This window comes from Moritella sp. 36 (assembly GCF_018219415.1).
Taxonomy (GTDB): domain Bacteria; phylum Pseudomonadota; class Gammaproteobacteria; order Enterobacterales; family Moritellaceae; genus Moritella.
The window spans coordinates 247,957-263,719 of record NZ_CP056120.1; the positions used below are offsets into that span (position 1 = coordinate 247,957).

17 protein-coding genes and 1 other RNA gene are annotated in these 15,763 nt (G+C 41.0%); 14 read left to right on the forward strand and 4 right to left on the reverse strand.

Features of this window, described 5'->3' with window-relative positions:
• Nucleotides 1-123 precede the first annotated feature (123 nt).
• From zapE to sspB, 9 genes are all read left to right on the forward strand, one after another.
• Nucleotides 124-1,236, forward strand: coding sequence for a cell division protein ZapE (zapE, locus tag HWV03_RS01150; RefSeq protein ID WP_211678127.1), 1,113 nt, complete (start codon nucleotides 124-126; stop codon nucleotides 1,234-1,236).
• 251 nt (nucleotides 1,237-1,487) lie between these two features.
• Nucleotides 1,488-2,420 carry a type I pantothenate kinase gene (gene coaA / locus HWV03_RS01155; protein WP_211678128.1) on the forward strand — a complete coding sequence of 311 codons (933 nt, stop codon included), beginning with the start codon at nucleotides 1,488-1,490 and terminating at the stop codon, nucleotides 2,418-2,420.
• A 247-nt stretch (nucleotides 2,421-2,667) separates the two neighbouring features.
• Nucleotides 2,668-3,096, forward strand: coding sequence for a 50S ribosomal protein L13 (rplM, locus tag HWV03_RS01160; RefSeq protein WP_067045873.1), 429 nt, complete (start codon nucleotides 2,668-2,670; stop codon nucleotides 3,094-3,096).
• Between the two features lie 18 nt (nucleotides 3,097-3,114).
• Nucleotides 3,115-3,507: a 30S ribosomal protein S9 gene (gene rpsI / locus HWV03_RS01165; RefSeq protein ID WP_211678129.1), complete on the forward strand. Its 393-nt coding sequence runs from the start codon at nucleotides 3,115-3,117 to the stop codon at nucleotides 3,505-3,507.
• Nucleotides 3,508-3,888: 381 nt separating this feature from the next.
• Nucleotides 3,889-4,479, forward strand: coding sequence for a ubiquinol-cytochrome c reductase iron-sulfur subunit (gene petA, locus HWV03_RS01170; RefSeq protein WP_211673710.1), 591 nt, complete (start codon nucleotides 3,889-3,891; stop codon nucleotides 4,477-4,479).
• Nucleotides 4,479-5,693, forward strand: coding sequence for a cytochrome b (locus HWV03_RS01175; RefSeq protein ID WP_211673711.1), 1,215 nt, complete (start codon nucleotides 4,479-4,481; stop codon nucleotides 5,691-5,693). The genes petA and HWV03_RS01175 overlap by 1 nt, the downstream gene beginning before the upstream one ends.
• Nucleotides 5,693-6,493 carry a cytochrome c1 gene (locus HWV03_RS01180; RefSeq protein WP_211678130.1) on the forward strand — a complete coding sequence of 267 codons (801 nt, stop codon included), beginning with the start codon at nucleotides 5,693-5,695 and terminating at the stop codon, nucleotides 6,491-6,493. Before HWV03_RS01175 ends, HWV03_RS01180 begins: the two co-directional genes overlap by 1 nt.
• A gap of 113 nt (nucleotides 6,494-6,606) precedes the next feature.
• A complete protein-coding gene (gene sspA, locus HWV03_RS01185; protein ID WP_006032937.1) occupies nucleotides 6,607-7,242 on the forward strand; it encodes a stringent starvation protein SspA in 636 nt (211 codons plus the stop codon).
• A 3-nt stretch (nucleotides 7,243-7,245) separates the two neighbouring features.
• Nucleotides 7,246-7,737: a ClpXP protease specificity-enhancing factor gene (gene sspB / locus HWV03_RS01190; RefSeq protein WP_211678131.1), complete on the forward strand. Its 492-nt coding sequence runs from the start codon at nucleotides 7,246-7,248 to the stop codon at nucleotides 7,735-7,737.
• Between the two features lie 101 nt (nucleotides 7,738-7,838).
• Here the strand turns inward: sspB and HWV03_RS01195 are convergent, their stop codons facing one another.
• From HWV03_RS01195 to HWV03_RS01210, 4 genes are read right to left on the reverse strand one after another with little or no spacing between them, the layout of a single operon-like run.
• Nucleotides 7,839-8,393, reverse strand: a complete 555-nt coding sequence (locus HWV03_RS01195) for a BON domain-containing protein (RefSeq protein WP_255546998.1) — start codon at nucleotides 8,391-8,393, stop codon at nucleotides 7,839-7,841.
• On the reverse strand, nucleotides 8,390-8,986 hold the full coding sequence (locus HWV03_RS01200; protein WP_211673714.1) for an SIS domain-containing protein: 597 nt from the start codon (nucleotides 8,984-8,986) through the stop codon (nucleotides 8,390-8,392). The genes HWV03_RS01195 and HWV03_RS01200 overlap by 4 nt, the downstream gene beginning before the upstream one ends.
• A gap of 11 nt (nucleotides 8,987-8,997) precedes the next feature.
• Nucleotides 8,998-9,405, reverse strand: coding sequence for a YraN family protein (locus tag HWV03_RS01205; protein WP_211678132.1), 408 nt, complete (start codon nucleotides 9,403-9,405; stop codon nucleotides 8,998-9,000).
• The gene (locus HWV03_RS01210) at nucleotides 9,368-11,242 is read right to left on the reverse strand and encodes a penicillin-binding protein activator (protein ID WP_211678133.1); all 1,875 of its coding nucleotides are present in this window, start codon (nucleotides 11,240-11,242) and stop codon (nucleotides 9,368-9,370) included. The genes HWV03_RS01205 and HWV03_RS01210 overlap by 38 nt, the downstream gene beginning before the upstream one ends.
• An 84-nt stretch (nucleotides 11,243-11,326) precedes the next feature.
• On the opposite strand from HWV03_RS01210, the gene rsmI reads away from it, so the two are divergent.
• The 5 genes from rsmI (at nucleotide 11,327) to HWV03_RS01235 (ending at nucleotide 15,735) form a co-directional block, all read left to right on the forward strand.
• Entirely contained in the window at nucleotides 11,327-12,166 is an 840-nt protein-coding gene (gene rsmI / locus HWV03_RS01215; RefSeq protein ID WP_211678134.1) for a 16S rRNA (cytidine(1402)-2'-O)-methyltransferase, read from the forward strand.
• A 43-nt stretch (nucleotides 12,167-12,209) separates the two neighbouring features.
• Nucleotides 12,210-12,585, forward strand: an RNA gene (gene rnpB / locus HWV03_RS01220) — RNase P RNA component class A.
• A gap of 168 nt (nucleotides 12,586-12,753) precedes the next feature.
• Nucleotides 12,754-13,695, forward strand: coding sequence for a 16S rRNA (cytosine(1402)-N(4))-methyltransferase RsmH (gene rsmH / locus HWV03_RS01225; protein ID WP_211678135.1), 942 nt, complete (start codon nucleotides 12,754-12,756; stop codon nucleotides 13,693-13,695).
• 37 nt (nucleotides 13,696-13,732) lie between these two features.
• Nucleotides 13,733-14,011 carry a cell division protein FtsL gene (gene ftsL / locus HWV03_RS01230; RefSeq protein ID WP_255546999.1) on the forward strand — a complete coding sequence of 93 codons (279 nt, stop codon included), beginning with the start codon at nucleotides 13,733-13,735 and terminating at the stop codon, nucleotides 14,009-14,011.
• A complete protein-coding gene (locus tag HWV03_RS01235) occupies nucleotides 14,008-15,735 on the forward strand; it encodes a peptidoglycan D,D-transpeptidase FtsI family protein (RefSeq protein WP_211678137.1) in 1,728 nt (575 codons plus the stop codon). Before ftsL ends, HWV03_RS01235 begins: the two co-directional genes overlap by 4 nt.
• The last annotated feature ends 28 nt before the right edge of the window (nucleotides 15,736-15,763 follow it).

Here is a 15,763-nt window from a genome sequence, read left to right on the forward strand (position 1 = left end):
ACTCTAATATAAGCTCCTTAGTTTTAAAATAGTGTATTTCAAAAGAATACAACATGGTAGCATTGATTAATATTAATGCGTGGTGAGCAAGGCGTTAAAAACAGTAAAGGATTAGCAATTATAATGACCCCAATAGAAAAATATCAGCTTGATTTAAAGCGCCCTGACTTTATGTTTGATGCGGCACAAGAGAATGCTGTAATCGCATTACAGCGGCTGTTTGATGAATTGTTAGCGGTGCCAGACAAATCCGTCAAACGCAGTTTCTTAGCCAAGTTGAAAGGGTTAAGATCAAAGCCTGCACCGACGCTAATGAATCCAGTTAAAGGTATTTATTTTTGGGGAGGGGTAGGAAGAGGTAAGACCTATTTAGTTGATACTTTCTACGATTGTCTCCCGTTCGAAAATAAAACTCGTATTCACTTTCATCGTTTTATGCATCGAATCCATCAAGAGCTGAAAGGATTAGCGCAACAAAAAGATCCATTGAAAGTGATCGCAAAGAAGCTAGCTAACGAAACTCGTGTCATTTGTTTTGATGAATTTTTTGTCTCGGATATTACTGATGCGATGATTTTAGGCACATTATTTGAAGAATTATTTTCTCATCAAGTTATCTTGGTTGCCACATCAAACATTATTCCTGACGAGCTTTACCGTAACGGCTTGCAGCGTGCGCGGTTTTTACCTGCGATTCATTTGATTAATCAAAATTGTGACATTATTAATGTGGATAGTGGTGTTGATTATCGGTTACGTACCTTAGAGCAAGCTGAAATTTATCATTTTCCATTAGATGGCGTGGCTCAGAAAAATTTAGACCAATACTTTCAACAATTATCTTGTGATCCCCGCCAGTATAATCAGTCGATAGAAATTGAAAACCGTCAAATACCCACGTTAGCAGAAGCGGATAGTGTGTTGATGATTGATTTTGCGGAGTTATGTGGAGGGCCGCGTAGTCAGGTTGATTACATGGAGATCTCCCGTATTTATCACACCGTATTATTAGCCAATGTGAAACAAATGGGGCGACTAAGGGATGATATTGCTCGTCGCTTTATTGCGATGGTAGATGAGTTTTATGAGCGTAACGTTACCCTAATTATTTCGGCCGAGTTTGAAATGTCAGCCTTGTATAGTACTGGTTTACTCGATTTTGAATTTCGCCGTTGTTTATCACGCTTACAAGAAATGCAATCTCATGAATATTTGGCGCGTGAACATTTACCTTAGGCTAACAACGACGAAAACACGCCTACTTTCAGCACTAAGTAGGTAGTTTTTGTGCGCGTTAGTAAAATAAATACTGTAATAAACGTATTTATTGATTGAGTTACGGTGAGTATATAGGCTATTGTTTCGGCGGACATGGACTGAGAAAGTGACGTTAATAGTGTTATTACGTCATTAGATCCATTGCAAAGGCTTGCTTCTAGATAGATGAAGCAAGTGATTATCATGGCATTAAGTAGGCTTTTAGTTTAATGAATTACTCACCATACCAAGTGTTTGACAGGGAATATTGGGCTGAACTTAGAGAGTCAGTACCTTTGACCTTATCAGCTCTAGAGTTAAAGCAGTTACAAGGTATTAACGAACGTGTTTCTATTGAAGAAGTGTGTGATATTTACCTGCCGTTGTCACGTTTGCTTAACTTATATGTCACGAATCGAATTCAACGCCGCCTTGTTCGCGATCAATTCTTGGGTCGTAAAGTGGCTAAAGTACCCTATATTATTAGTCTCGCGGGGAGTGTTGCTGTCGGTAAAAGTACCACAGCCAGAATTTTGCAAGCATTATTACAATGCTGGAGCGAACATCCGAAGGTCGCGTTAATCACCACTGATGGCTTTCTTTATCCAAATGCGCATTTAAAAGAGCATGGTTTGATGAAGCGTAAAGGCTTTCCTGAAAGTTATGACATTAATGCCCTAGTGAAATTTGTTGCTGATATTAAGTCGGGTCATGGCCGTGTTACGGCACCCGTTTATTCACATTTTTCTTATGATATAGAAACAGACCAAGAAATGGTTGTTGAACAGCCTGATATCGTTATTCTGGAAGGTTTAAATGTCTTACAGTCGGGATTAGAATACCCTAATGATCCGCATCGAGTATTTGTTTCTGATTTTGTCGATTTTTCTATTTATGTGGATGCAGAGACTGCAAACCTCGAGAACTGGTATGTGCAACGTTTCTTGCAGCTACGAGAAAGTGCTTTTACTGATTCAAGTTCATATTTCCATCATTACGCCAAACTGGGTGAGGGTGAAGCAAAAGATGTGGCATTGAACATTTGGCGTACAATTAATGGCAAAAACTTAGTAGAAAATATCTTACCAACGCGAGAACGTGCTAACCTCATTCTAACTAAAGGCCAAAATCATCAAGTGCATCAAGTTAAATTGCGGAAATAATCTTAATTTCAGTCATTTTCTTGGTCTTATTCGATGTTTTTTGAGATTAATCCTATTTTTTTTAAAATATAGGTGAAATTTCGCTCATTTCTCTTTATAATACGCGCTGCCCACGAACAAGGTGCTGTGGTGGTTCCTTGTCCTAATGACGCCATGTACTTATTCGAAGGGATGAGCAAGGTATATAGTTCATATATAGATAACTATATGTGATAGTTTAAACAAATTTTATTGGGTTCAATATAAAATGAAAACTTTTGTTGCTACACCAAGCACGATCAAACGTGAATGGTTCGTTGTTGACGCTGAAGGTAAAACTTTAGGTCGTCTTGCGACTGAAATCGCTACTCGCTTACGTGGTAAGCACAAGCCTGAGTACACTCCTCATGCTGATACTGGCGATTACATCATCGTTGTAAACTGTGAAAAAATCGTTGTAACTGGTAACAAAGCGAAAGGTAAAATTTACTACTCGCACACTGGTTACATTGGCGGCATAAAATCAATTAGCTTTGAAAAGCTTATTGAAAAAGCTCCAGAGCGTGTTATCCAGTCTGCGGTTAAAGGTATGTTGCCAAAAGGTCCTCTAGGCCGTGCAATGTTCCGTAAGATGAAAGTATACGCAGGTCCTGAGCACAATCATGCTGCTCAACAACCACAAGTTCTAGACATCTAATTTACGGAATTTAAGCAAATGGCAGAAAATCAATACTACGGCACTGGTCGTCGTAAAAGTTCAACAGCTCGTGTATTCATGAAAGCTGGTACTGGTCAACTAACTATCAATAAACGTTCTTTAGAGGTTTATTTTGGTCGTGAAACAGCTCGTATGGTTGTTCGTCAAGCACTAGAATTAGTTGAACTACAAGACAAATTCGACCTAAACATCACTGTTTCTGGTGGTGGTACTACTGGTCAAGCTGGCGCAATCCGTCACGGTATCACTCGCGCACTTATGGAATATGACGAAACTCTTCGTCCTACTCTACGTGCAGCTGGTTTTGTTACTCGTGATGCTCGTCAAGTTGAACGTAAGAAAGTTGGTCTTAGAAAAGCACGTAAACGTCCACAGTTCTCAAAACGTTAATTCGTTTTTTGGTGGTTCGCTTTATTGCGACGAAAGCCTGGCATATGCCAGGCTTTTTTTTGTCTTTTTTTTGTCTTTTTTTATTTAACTAGGTTATATCTTTGTTAAATGTAATGTTGTTTCTTACTTGCGCGACAGTACTTAACACAGAAAGAGAGCTACTTGCTCTGTTTACTGAGTCATAAGCGACAGATATTGACTTAATCACTGAAAATTCATGATTAATGTCTCATTATCCTTGTAAAAATGTAACCAATTAATTAAAATTCAACGGCATTTATGTAACTTTTTTAGCTAATAAAAAGTTATCTTTTTTGAAATGGTATTCACTGCAAGATAATAACAATAATTTGCGCTGAGTCCGAATGGGAGAATAATTGGATGAGCAATGCGCCTGTTGATTCTGGTCGTCGTCGCTTTTTGACCGCTGCTACATGTGTAGTTGGTGGTGTTGGAGCTGTCGGCGCAGCCGTACCTTTTATCAAATCTTGGAATCCGAGTGCTAAAGCTAAAGCAGCTGGCGCTCCGGTTGAAGTTGATATTAGTAAAATTGAACCTGGTCAGTTAATTCGCGTTGAATGGCGAGGCAAACCTGTATGGGTTGTATCTCGTACAGAAAGCGTGTTAAACGAACTTGAACAGCATGATGGTTCGTTACGCGATCCGGCATCAGAACAAGAACAACAACCAAATTACGCACAAAACAAATATCGCTCGATTAAATCAGACTTATTTGTAGCCGTTGGTATTTGTACTCACTTAGGGTGCTCTCCAACTTATCTGCCTGATAGCTTTGGCGAACAAGTCGAAGGTGTTTCTTCTGGTTTCTTCTGTCCATGTCATGGTTCTAAATTTGATATGGCTGGTCGTGTATTCCAAGGTGTACCTGCACCGTTGAATCTAGTCATACCACCGCATTATTATATTGATAACACGACGATTCTAATCGGTGTAGATAAGGGAGCTACCTAATGCTTGGTAAATTAGTCAATTGGATTGATGACCGTATCCCAATGACGGATACATGGAATAAACACGCTGGTCAATATCCAGCGCCGAAAAACTTTAACTTCTGGTATTACTTTGGCATTTTAGCTACGGTTGTGTTTGTTAATCAGATCCTGACGGGTATCTGGTTAACGATGAATTATAACCCATCTGGTGATGGTGCTTTTGCTTCAATTGAATACATCATGCGTGATGTTGAATTTGGCTGGTTGTTACGTTATATGCATTCTACGGGTGCTTCAGCATTCTTTGTGGTGGTGTATCTGCACATGTTCCGTGGTTTGATGTACGGTTCATACCAAAAACCACGTGAATTATTGTGGGTCTTTGGCTGCTTAATCTTTTTAGCACTGATGGCTGAAGCTTTCATGGGGTATCTACTTCCATGGGGTCAAATGTCATTCTGGGGTGCACAGGTTATTATCTCTTTGTTTGGTGCGATTCCAGTAATTGGTGATGATTTAACACTTTGGATCCGTGGTGATTATGTAATCTCGGGTGCGACATTAAACCGTTTCTTTGCGCTACACGTTATTGCTGTGCCATTAGTACTTGTGGTATTGGTGTTCTTACACATCGTTGCACTGCATCACGTTGGTTCTAATAACCCAGACGGTATTGAAATCAAAGAAAACAAAGATGAAAATGGTTGGCCGAAAGACGGTATTCCATTCCACCCTTACTACTCTGTGCACGATGCTGTTGCGGTAGTGGTGATGCTTATCTTATGTAGTATTGTTATCTTCTTTATGCCTGAGGGTGGTGGTTACTTCTTAGAAGCGCCAAACTTCGAAGCGGCAAATCCATTGAAAACACCGGATCATATTGCGCCAGTGTGGTATTTCACCCCATTTTACGCTATTTTACGTGCGGTTCCGGACAAACTTGGTGGTGTGATCATGATGGGCCTAGCTATTGTGATGCTTTTCCTAGTGCCTTGGATCGATCGCGGAAAAGTGAAATCAATCCGTTATCGTAGTGTTTGGCATAAATTAAATTTAGCTCAGTTTGTTATTTGTTTCATCATTCTTGGCGTACTAGGTACATTATCACCAACACCTGGCCGTACATTATTGTCGCAAGTTACCACATTAGGCTACTTTGGCTATTTTGCTCTGCTGTGGTTCTACAGTAAGAATGAAACCACTAAACCATTACCAAAAAGGGTGACAATGTAATGAAAAAATTATTTATCGCGTTACTTACCCTATTGCCTATGGCTGCATTTGCATCTGGTAATGCTGCGCATTTAGATGAAGCAAATTATGATTTAAGAGACAAGGCATCACTGCAAAATGGTGCTAAAATCTTCATGAATTATTGCTCTACTTGCCACTCGACTCAATATCAACGTTATTCACGTGTTGCTGATGATCTGGGTATCGGTCGTGATGTAATGACTGAAAATTTGGTATTTACAGGCGTTAAAGTAGGCTCATTAATGAAAACTGCTATGCCTGCTGAAAGTGGTGCGAAATGGTTTGGTGCTACACCACCAGACCTAACACTCGAAGCGCGTTTACGTGGTGCAGATTGGGTTTATACTTACCTGCGTTCTTTCTATATTGACGAAACTCGCCCATTTGGTGTGAATAATGTAGTATTCCCAAGTGTGGGTATGCCGCATGTACTTGAAGAACTGCAAGGTACAGCGCGTCTTTTAGAAATAAAACATAACGAAGAAGAGCTAGATCTGCCGGAAGGTGCTAGAATTGTTAAAGAAACCGAAGTTGTTGACGCTAATGGTGTTGCAACAGGTGAAATTCTGACTAGCTACCTAAGTCCCGATGGAAACGGTGAGTTATCAGCAGAAGAGTTTGATGAAGCAATGCTCGATTTGGTAAACTTCTTAGTTTACTCGGCAGAGCCTAATCAGCTTGAACGTCAAGAGATGGGCTTCTGGGTTATTGGATTCTTACTGATTCTACTTGTATTTACTTGGTTCCTGAACCGTGAATACTGGCGTGATATCCACTAACCACTGAGATGTTGCCGCATTACTTGTAAAAGTTGCTGGTAAAAGAATTACGTACCGCCAATGCTAGTTTAGGCTATCATTGGCGTTTGTGTTTACAATTTATTGGAGGTGGCATGGCATTAGCTGCTAATAAACGTTCAGTTATGGTGTTATATTCGGAGCCGACTGATCTATATAGTCATCAAGTCCGAATCGTCTTAGCTGAAAAAGGCGTAAGTGTTGATATTCATCAGGTTGATCGTAATAACCTACCTGAAGATCTAATTGATTTGAATCCATATCAGACAGTACCAACATTAATCGACCGTGAACTGACATTATATAACTCACGTATCATCATGGAATATCTGGATGAGCGTTTTCCGCATCCACCTTTGATGCCGGTTTATCCTGTGTCTCGTGGTAGCAGTCGTTTAATGATGCACCGTATCGAGAACGATTGGTATTCATTAGTGACGAAGATCATGAAAGGCTCTGTTGAAGAAGCTGCTGTAGCGCGTAAGCAACTACAAGAAGCATTAATGAGTATCAGCCCAATTTTCGCTGAATACCCATATTTCATGAGTGAAGAGTTCAGCTTAGTTGATTGCTATATGGCTCCGTTACTATGGCGCTTACCTGAGCTAGGTATCGATCTTCCAGGTCAAGCTGCAAGTGAGTTAAAGAACTATATGCTTCGTGTATTCGACCGTGAATCATTCCAAGCATCTTTAACTGAACAAGAACGTGAAATGAGAATGTTAATGTAAGTTATGGATAAAATGACCCCAATTCGTCCCTATCTATTACGTAGTCACTATGAGTGGTTACTTGATAATGACTTAACACCACATATTGTTGTTGATGCGCATATTGCTGGTGTTTATGTACCGCAGCAGTTTGTTCAAGATGGCCAAATTGTGTTGAATATTGCCCCAACAGCTGTGGTTGCTTTTGAGCTAAACAACACCGCGTTGAGCTTTAATGCTCGTTTCGGTGGAGTGCCATTTGATGTTTATGTGCCAATTGCGGCTATTACTGCTATCTATGCACGTGAAAATGGTGCTGGTAGTATGTTTGAACCGGAACAAGCATATATCGACCAAGCCGAGCAAGAGAGCGCGGAAGCGGCTGTTGAGCCAAGTGAAGAGAGAAGTACGCCGGCTCTAGTGAGTGCGCCTGCGGTTAGCTCTGATGATGAGAGCGAAACACCTGAGCGTCCAAAACCTGCTAAAGGTAGACCCTCTTTACGGGTCATTAAGTAACATAACACTTAATTAACTAATAGATGCAGTACTTGAATTTGTCGACGGACATCATTCAGTACTGCATTTTTTTATGCTAGATTTACAAAACTGTTCGCTGATTAGCGATAATCAAATACTTTAATTACTTTATCTACACCTACGACATAACGCGCCGCTTCGGCAACTTTATCGCCTTCTTCTTTAGTTACTCGTCCAATTAAGAATACTTCGGCATTTTCAGTGATCACTTTAATTCCCAGCGGTTCAACATCTTTTAAATTAAGAATACTGGTTTTCACTTTTGTGGTAAGCCAAGCATCCTTACTGGCTTGTTCAAATGAGATTGGTGTACCTAAACGGATCTGGTTATATACTTGCTGCACAGACGCTGTGTTTGCGGCAATATCGACGATTGTATTACGCTCAGCTTCGGTTCTAACTTGACCTGATAGTAATACTTTACTGTTGTTGGTTAAAATATGCAGGTTGTTATTTAAGAGTAGTTGTATGTTGGTATCATTAAGCCCTGCTGTGATATCCAAGGTAATTGTTTCATCATCAATTAACTGGCTAAAACTACCGGTGTTACTGCAGCCTTGTATAACTGCAAAGCTCAGTATTGTGATACTGATAGTCAGCCAATATTTAAGTTTTCTTGCCACTGCTATACTCATTCTTCGAACTCTTGTTGTGGGAATAAGGTTTGATCGATAATGTCACAAAGACAATTTATGATCAGAGCATGTACTTCTTGTATTCTTGCTTCCCGGCGCGATGGTACGCGGACTTCGGCATCGTGTGGACCTAATAACCCAGATATTTCCCCACCGTCTTTACCGGTTAAAGCGACAATAGTCATATTGCGTGTTAGCGCTGCTTCAATCGCTTTAATGACATTACGACTGTGACCGCCTGCAGAGATGACAACCAGAATATCACCGTCATTTCCCAAGGCTCGCACTTGTTTAGAATAAACCATATCAAAGCTGGTGTCGGTGCCAATGGCTGTCATTAGCGTACAATCTGGGGTTAATGCCAATGCTGGTAAGCTTGGGCGTTCGGTTTCGTAACGATTTAATAATGATGCAGAAAAATTTTGTGCCAAGCTAGCTGATGCACCATTACCACAGATTAAGATCTTGTTACCGTTTAATAAGCATTGTGCCATCATCATGGCTGAGTTTTGAATGTATTCGGGTAACGCCTCGGCTGCGGCGATCTTAGTTTGAATACTTTCAGTAAAATTTTCTTTAATTAGCTCTAACATGGGTATCTACTCTAAAAAGCATTGGTTATCCATTGAATATTATCACTGGAACCTTCAATGGCTATCACATCGAAACGGCAAGGGGTGTAGTTTTCATTTATTCCGTGGCGCACCATATAATATTGCGCCGTATAACGCAATTTTCGTTGTTTCGCGACCGGAATTGCTGAAATAGCACCGCCGTAATGGGTGTATTTCCGATATTTTACCTCGACAAATACTAAGGAGGGTAGTGTTGTTGTTGATTTTATGTCACAGCTTGCGCCGTGCTGGCAAACTAAATCTATTTCACCTTGACGGCAAGCGAAATTTCGCGCCAAGATAATTAATCCTTGGCGCTGTAAAAAATCGGCTGCTATACCTTCAAAATATTCACCGCGTTTACGGGGTTGTTTTGGTTTCAGCGTTAGTGTCCTCAAGTCTTATCTTGCCTGAGCGATATTTAGCCCAACTAAATTCGCGTTCGATAATGCCGTTTTCATTAATATAAAGAATGCCAGTCTGGCCAGCTAGGCGTAAGTTCGGAAAATTACGTAGCTGTAGCAGGTTTGGAATTAATTTAAATGAATCGTAGCCCATCGAAAAAAGATTTTGCTGGATTTTTGACATATTTGGCCACAGTGCCAAAGTTTGCTGTTTAAGTTCGCGATCTGGGTTCAACAACCAAGGCATATCACTAAATATTAAACCATTAAGGTCACGACTTTGGCTCTTAGAAAGATTATCACCATGGGTACGTGAACTCGCATACAGGGCAACCTGTGGCGCATAAGGGTTCTGGGTTGTAATGATGTAAGGAATTGCTAACATCGCTTCAGAAGGCGTGGCAATAATATAAATGGCATCAATATCACGACGACTACGGGTTTTAGCTTTAATATCAGCACCGACTAGACTTTTCATTAAGTTAATACGCTGATTACTCGACGTCACTGAAAATAGCGTGGTTACCGTATTTTGCATGTCACTGCGGCTTTTATACTTATAAGTATCGTTTGTACCCTGCGTGAGTAATTGCCATTGCTTGGTGAACTCGGCTGATAAGCGATTACCGGTTCGGTTATTTGGTGCGAGTACTAAGGGTTGTTTGATACCATCTTTTTGCATTTTTTTCGCGGCAGCAATAGCTTCATCGTCAGAACTTAATGAGAAATAATAGATACTTTCTGTTGTGGGTGCTTCAGTCAGTTTATTTAATGAAATTAATGGTACCTCTTTTACCAGAGGTAATACTTTAGTCAAATTTGATTTTAATAATGGACCTACAACAAAGTCAGCCCCATCATCAATAGCCTGTAAGTACAGTTCATCTGCGCTTGTTGCTGCCGTATCATAGAAACGTAAGTTAATTCTATCTGCTTCTTCATCTTGATAGTAAGCACTTAGCATTCCGTCTCTGATTGCTTCACCTGCGACTGCGCGTTTACCCGTTAAAGGGGCAAGTACCGCGATTTGATTTGGCGAATAAGGCGTTATTGCCATTGCTTTTACCAGTTGGACAGGGAAAGTACTCAATGCAGGGTGTTGTGGGTATTCTGTTTTCCATATTTGTAAATTCTGAATGAGCAATTGTGGGTCGGTATGATATTGTTGTGCGACCATACCTAAATGATACCAACCTGAAAGCGTTGGGTTTTCAGTATCAAACTGTTGTGCTAGCTGGCGTAACTCTGACGCTGGTATTACCGTGACTAATTCCCATATACGCGTATTATTGGTGCTATGCAGCTCTACATCGAGGAAGTCATTTAACGCGACGCGGTATTCAACGGCTTTCGCATTATTATTCAGAAGTTCGGAAATAGTAGCGTTTAATAAATAGTAACGTTGCCAATGTGCGGATTTCAGTGTGCTTAGTGTCGAGCTAAAGTTTAACGCTGTGGCTGCATCCTGATAGCGCTTTTCTAATAGATAGGCTTCTGATTTGATTAACGCGACTTCAAATAATTGCTGTGTTGATAATGGATTTCTTTCTACCGATGATAATATATCAAGCGCAGGTTGCGGATGACCTTCTGTAATCAAAGCACGTGCGGATAATAACTGCCAAGAGATAGTTTGTGGTTTATTCGCTAATGCTATCTTATCAATGTAGTATTGCGCCGGTTGATCTATTTGCGTGAGTACGTCTGGCGCACCAATTAGCTGAGGCTTCGATGTCGCTTTTTCAGATGTTGTGGTACTTGAACACGCACTGAGCAGTAAACTCAAACTAAAAAACATAATCAAGCGGGAATAACTGTACTTAAATTCCATTGGTGTATTATCCTGCAAAAGAGATTTATAATACCCCTATACTAAAGCATCATCGCTTAACAAAAAACTACCCATGAGAATGAAATGTCTGAACAAGCAACTTTATTTATCGTTCCAACCCCGATTGGCAACCTTTCTGATATCACAGAGCGTGGTTTAGAGATACTAAGAAGTGTTGATTTAATTGCTGCAGAAGATACCCGCCATACTGGGAAACTGCTAAGCCATTACCAAATCAAGACTAAAACATTTGCTTTGCATGATCACAATGAACAGCAAAAAGCAGAATACTTAGTATCAAAACTACAATCTGGTATCAGCATCGCGCTGGTTTCAGATGCCGGTACGCCGTTGATCAGTGACCCTGGTTACCATTTGGTAAATACCTGTCGTGCACATGGTGTTAAAGTGGTCCCACTACCCGGTCCTTGCGCTGCAGTAACTGCAATGAGTGGTTCTGGTCTCCCATCAGATCGTTTCTCGTTTGAAGGTTTTTTACCCTCGAAAGAAAAAGCCCGTAATGATAAAATTACCGAGCTGAAAGAAGAAACCCGTACGATGATTTTTTATGAATCACCACGTCGCCTGCAATACACCTTAGATGCCTTAACGGCGATCATGGGTCCTGAGCGTGAAGTGTGTGTTGCACGAGAAATAACCAAAGCGTTTGAAAGTATTACTACTATGCCAGTGGGTGAGTTAGCAGCATGGGTAGCGGAAGACAGTAACCGTAGCCGTGGTGAAATTGTACTCTTAGTTGCGGGCTATAAACCTACAGGTCTTGAAATTCCCGCTAAGATATTGAATACATTAAAGTTGTTGAATGAGGAATTACCGTTGAAAAAAGCAGCTGCATTAACGGCAGAAATTCACGGTTGCAAAAAGAACGCCTTGTATAAATGGGGTTTAGAAAACTTTAATTAATCGCTGGATTTTTTGTCTTAGATTATGTACTATCCTCCGCCTTGGAGTTGGTCAGACAATCGCTGCTTTATGACTCGGTATTTATATCGAGGTTATAGGGGGGAGGAAAGTCCGGGCTCCACAGGGCAGGGTGCCAGGTAACGCCTGGGAGGCGCAAGCCTACGACAAGTGCAGCAGAGAGAAGACCGCCGATGGCTTTTTCGGAAGCACAGGTAAGGCTGAAAGGGTGCGGTAAGAGCGCACCGGACGACTAGTAATAGTTCGTTGCAGGGTAAACTCCACCCGGAGCAAGACCAAATAGGCTTTCTATAGGCGTGGCCCACGCTGAAAGCGGGTAGGTTGCTTGAGTCTGTGAGCGATTGCAGACCTAGAGGAATGATTGTCCACGACAAAACCCGGCTTATCGACCAACTCCAAGAACTTATCTATATCGTCTTTATATAGATAAGTTCTTGTTTATTTTTTCCCTCAGATTATCTACATCACTTGCAATCCGTTTTACCCCTCCCTAAACTGGACCTTTTACGTTACAATAACCATTTTAGCACCTGCTATAATTTTAAGTATTTTTAAGAGCTTTCATCGACATGACACAAGAATTTGCACACGTATCCGTTTTACTTAACGAAACCGTAGCCGGACTCGACTTAAAACCGGACGGAATTTACATTGACGGTACTTTTGGTCGCGGTGGTCACTCTCGCTTTATTTTGTCGCAATTAGGTGAAAACGGCCGCTTGATCGCAATCGATCGCGATCCTGAAGCGATTGCAGTTGGTGAAGCTTTAAAATTAGAAGACCCTCGTTTTGATATTGTTCACGGACCATTTTCTGGTATTGCTGAATATATGGAAAATAAAGGATTAACAGAGAAAGTTGACGGCGTGTTACTCGATCTTGGTGTTTCTTCGCCACAGTTAGACGATGCATCACGTGGTTTCAGTTTTTTACGTGATGGACCGTTGGACATGCGTATGGACCCAACATCCGGTCTTAGTGCGGCGAAATGGCTCGCAACAGCTGATTATGATGATATTGTGTGGGTATTGAAAGTATTTGGTGAAGAAAAATTTGCCCGTAAGATTGCGCGTGCAGTGGTATTTGATCGTGACGGTACACCATTTGAAACGACAGAACAGTTAGCAAGTTTAATTTGTCGTGTTGTGCCAAAATCGAAAAAAGAAACCAAACATCCGGCTACACGTTCATTCCAAGCGATCCGTATTTATATTAATAGTGAATTAGAAGAGATCGAACGTGCATTAGCTGGCGCATTAAAATGTCTTAAGTCTGGTGGTCGTTTATCTGTGATCAGCTTCCACTCGTTAGAAGATCGTATTGTGAAGCAATTCATTCGTAAACAAGCGCGTGGTAAAGAAGTGCCATACGGCTTACCTATCATGCAAGAAGAAATTGATAAAACGCGTACCATGAAGGCGGTCGGTAAAATGCTAAAACCTTCGGAGCAAGAATTAGAATTCAATCCTCGAGCGCGTAGTTCTGTATTACGCGTGGCGGAAAAATTGTAATATGTTCGGCATTAAGTGGGATTTAGGCAAGGTTATTATGACTGACATCGGCCAGCATAAGCGAGTCGTTAGTCTATTGTTTGCCATCTTAATTTCCGCTTTTGCCGTGATTATGCTAACGCATGAAACCCGTTTACTCACTAATAATAAAGAGCAGTTACTGACTCAGCGTGACTTTACAGATATTGAATGGCGCAACTTATTGTTAGAACAAAGTACGCTAGAAGAACACAGTAAAATTGAATACACCGCAAAACATAAACTCGGTATGTATCGACCAAGTACTGCAGAAGAGAAATTGGTGAAACAGCAGTGACAAATCGTAGAAATATTGCCCACGAAGAACCAGCCAATTTTATCCTTTGGCGTTATCATTTAGTTGCGGCCACGGTCGTTATTATCTTTTTAAGCTTACTCGCCCGTACTGCTTACATCCAAGTGATCAATCCTGAACATCTGCGTAAACAAGCAGATATGCGTTCTCTACGGGTCACGTCACAGCAAGTTCAACGCGGTATTATCACCGATCGTAATGGTGTTGAATTGGCGGTTAGTGTTCCGGTTATGGCCATTCATGTTGATCCTCGCACAATTAAGAATAAAAATAGTTTTGATAACAAACGGGCATGGCAAGCTTTTGCCGAGATCTTAGATCTAAATCTTGCTGAACTGCAAGCAAAAATAATGGCATCTAATGGTCGTTTTATGTATATCAAGCGCCAAATTAGTCCTGCGGTTGCTAAGTATGTTGATGAATTAAAATTAGTCGGCGTGAGCCAAGTACCAGAGTCGCGCCGTTTTTATCCCACAGGTGAAGTCAGCGCACAACTGGTTGGCATGACTAACATTGATGACATTGGTATTGAAGGCGTTGAAAAGGCTTATGATGATTTCCTTACTGGCACCCCAGGTAAACGAATTGTCCGTAAAGACCGGTTAGGAAATGTCATTGAAGACATCTCTGTTATTCAGCAAAGTGAACAAGCTAATAATATTCAACTCAGTATCGATCAACGTATCCAATCATTAGCTTATCAGCGCTTGAAAAAAGCGGTTAAATACAATGGTGCCGTGTCGGGCTCATTGGTAATGATTGATGTTAAAACCGGGGAAATATTAGCAATGGTAAATAGTCCATCGTTTAATCCCAACAATCGTAACAAATATGACAGTTATAAGTTAAAGAATCGGGCTATCACGGATAGTTACGAACCGGGCTCCACCATTAAACCGTTAGTTATTGCAAGTGGTTTAGATAATGGCATTATTGCCGCCGATTCAATTATTGATACCAACCCCGGACGTATGCGTCTAGGTGGCCGTTTAGTACAAGATACCCGCAACCGTGGTGACATTACACTGGGTGATATTCTACGTTATTCATCGAACATGGGCGTAAGTAAAATAGCGTTGAAATTAGGCCATCAACGTTTACTCGATACTTACTATCAATTTGGCTTTGGTAATGAAAGTAGTTTGATCTTAAATGGTGAAAGTAGAGGCTATATGCCACGACGTTCACGCTGGTCAGAGTTTGAGAATGCAACGCTATCCTTTGGTTATGGCATGCAGTCGACGACATTACAGCTTGCTCATGCTTATGCAACGATTGGTTCAGGTGGTTTATATCGTCCACTGACGATCAGAAAACAAGAAACCATGCCGTTGTCTGAACGGGTGTTATCTGAACATAACGCGAAAGAGCTATTACTCATGATGGAAAGCGTAGTAACAAAAGGCGGTACGGGTCAGAGAGCTAGCATTGATGGTTATCGTGTTGCAGGTAAAACTGGTACTTCCCGTAAGGCTATTGCGGGTGGTTATGGCGATGATTATGTTGCTTTATTTGCCGGTGTCGCACCTGTGTCTAATCCACGCCTTGCATTAGTGGTGGTGATTGACTCTCCAAGTGGTGATCGTTATTACGGCGGCGTGATCGCGGCGCCAGTATTTGCGGAAGTAATGGAAAGAACATTGCAAATGTTGAATATAACACCAGATAAAAAACAATCATTAACGATAACAGCAAAAGACTCTTAAGAAATTAAACGGCGCTCAGGCGTTTAAG